The 2098-nt window shown below is 62.3% G+C and carries 1 protein-coding gene and 1 pseudogene; one reads left to right on the top strand and one right to left on the bottom strand.

All coding sequences use genetic code 11. The features are described from left to right. A pseudogene (locus tag DQW91_RS16425) lies at positions 1-208 on the bottom strand (DNA-binding response regulator); the annotation flags it as partial. A gap of 450 nt (positions 209-658) precedes the next feature. Here DQW91_RS16425 and DQW91_RS16430 point away from each other — a divergent pair. Then, positions 659-2098 (top strand): methyl-accepting chemotaxis protein (locus DQW91_RS16430; RefSeq protein ID WP_112664718.1); only part of this gene is annotated, 1440 nt, incomplete at its 3' end.

Raw genomic sequence — 2098 nt, forward strand, 5'->3', positions numbered from 1 at the left:
GGCGCCGGATGGTCTCGGCGCAGGGAATGCGGTTCTGGAACTCCCCGAGCAGGAAGCCCTGGACGGCATCGAGATCGGAACTGGACGCGGACGTGATCCAGTCGGGAAACTCGTCCGAGAACAGGCCGAGCGATGAGACACCTTCGCGGTTGAAGCTGGCGACATATCCGGCGGTCACGATCTGCCGCTCGTCGACGACGACATACATGGTTCAAGGCCCCCCAGCCTTAGGTAACCGTTGCATCGGGCGAAATGATTTTTTGGAGCCCGCGTCTGACCTTCCGGTTCGGAAGGCTCGTTAAGAAAGTGTCGGTCAGACGACGCAACGTCAACGACAAACAGGCGCCCTTAGACTCTTATCCCTCGCTTGCGTGGGGCTGTTGCAAGGAAGCCATAATGCGGGGTGTTCCGGCGCTACTTGTGATTCGTCCGGATGGCTTGGAGTGCAACGGTAAAGTGTTGAGATGCAACGTTGATTCGCAAGCTGAATCGCGGAACGGGGCGGGCTTCGCGAATCAGTCGGGCGAGCGGGTGCGAATCAGGGCGTGACGGATCGTGATTCGTGTCTGGTGCGTCAGACAAATTAACCCTTTGGTGAGGATACCGGCCCTAGTCTCTCGGCCGTGACGTTTTGCTCTTTCGTCTCGCGGAGACAATCATGCGCCTTCTCAACAACCTCAGGCTTCTCACAAAGCTCGCCATCCCCGTCACCATCTTCGTCGCCATCTCGGTGGGACTTGTCGTGCTTGCGAAGACCGGGTTGGATTCGCTGGCGCGAAATACAGACGATCTTGTCACGACGGACGCTGCCCGCCTGACCCATGTCCGCTCGATCAATGCGGCGGTGAACGAGGCGACGATCCAGGAGAAGATTCTTCTCGATGCAGATCCCGATACGAGAAGGTCGAGCGTACAGCGCTATGAGGAATACAAGAACAACGCCTTGAAGGACCTCAGCGCGCTTGAGAGCGTCTCGACCGACAATGAGAGTCGTGCGGCTTATACGAAGCTCAATGATCTCATCGCGCGGTATTTGTCGATCCTCGACAAGAGCGTCGCGGCAACGATTGCAAACAATGACGATCTTTCATTGAAGCTCACGAACGGCGAAGGACGCGAAATCCGCATCAAGGTCCGCGACGCATTGAATGAGCGGACCAGTATTTACTCTGCCAAGTTGGATGTTTCTCGTGAGGAAGCTGACGAGCTGGCAATAACGACCTCGCGCACGCTGATCATCGCGGCGGCGGTGGGTCTGACGCTGGCGGTGCTGCTGATCGGCGCAATCACGGTCTACGGCATCGTGCGGCCGCTCGGTGGCATGACGGCGGCGATGTCCCGGCTCGCGCAAGGCGACCTGACCGTCGCAGTGCACGGGGCTGAGCGCAAGGACGAGGTCGGCGCACTCGCCCGCGCCCTGCAGGTGTTCAAGGACAATGCCATCGAGGCGCGAAGGCTCGCGGCGGAGCAGCAGGCGGAGAACGACGCCAAGATGCGCCGCGCCGAGATGCTGGACGGCCTGACCCGGCGCTTCGAGGCGAACGTCTCGGCCCTGACGCAAGGCCTGTCGGCGGCGGCGACCGAGATGGAGGCGACCGCGCAGTCGATGACGGAAGTGGCGGACCGCACCCGCGGCCAGTCGGTGACGGTGGCTTCCGCCGCCGAGCAGACCTCGGCCAACGTGCAGACGGTGGCGGCGGCGACGGAGGAACTGTCGATCTCGATCCGCGAGATCGCGGCGCAGGTGACGCAATCCTCGCAGATCGCGGAGCGGGCGGTGGTGGACGCCAAGCGCACCAACGAGACGGTGCAGGCGCTGGCGGCCTCGGCGGAGAAGATCGGCAACGTGATCGCGCTGATCAACAACATCGCGGGCCAGACGAACCTTCTGGCCCTGAACGCGACCATCGAGGCGGCGCGGGCGGGGGAGGCCGGCAAGGGCTTTGCGGTGGTGGCCTCTGAGGTGAAGGAGCTGGCGAACCAGACCTCGAAGGCGACGGACGAGATCTCGGCACAGATCGGCTCGGTGCAGCAGGCGACGGACGAGGCGGTGCGGGCGATCCACGAGATCGCCAAGACGATCACGGAGATGTCGCAG

The organism is Microvirga flavescens (assembly GCF_003290125.1).
Taxonomy (GTDB): domain Bacteria; phylum Pseudomonadota; class Alphaproteobacteria; order Rhizobiales; family Beijerinckiaceae; genus Microvirga; species Microvirga flavescens.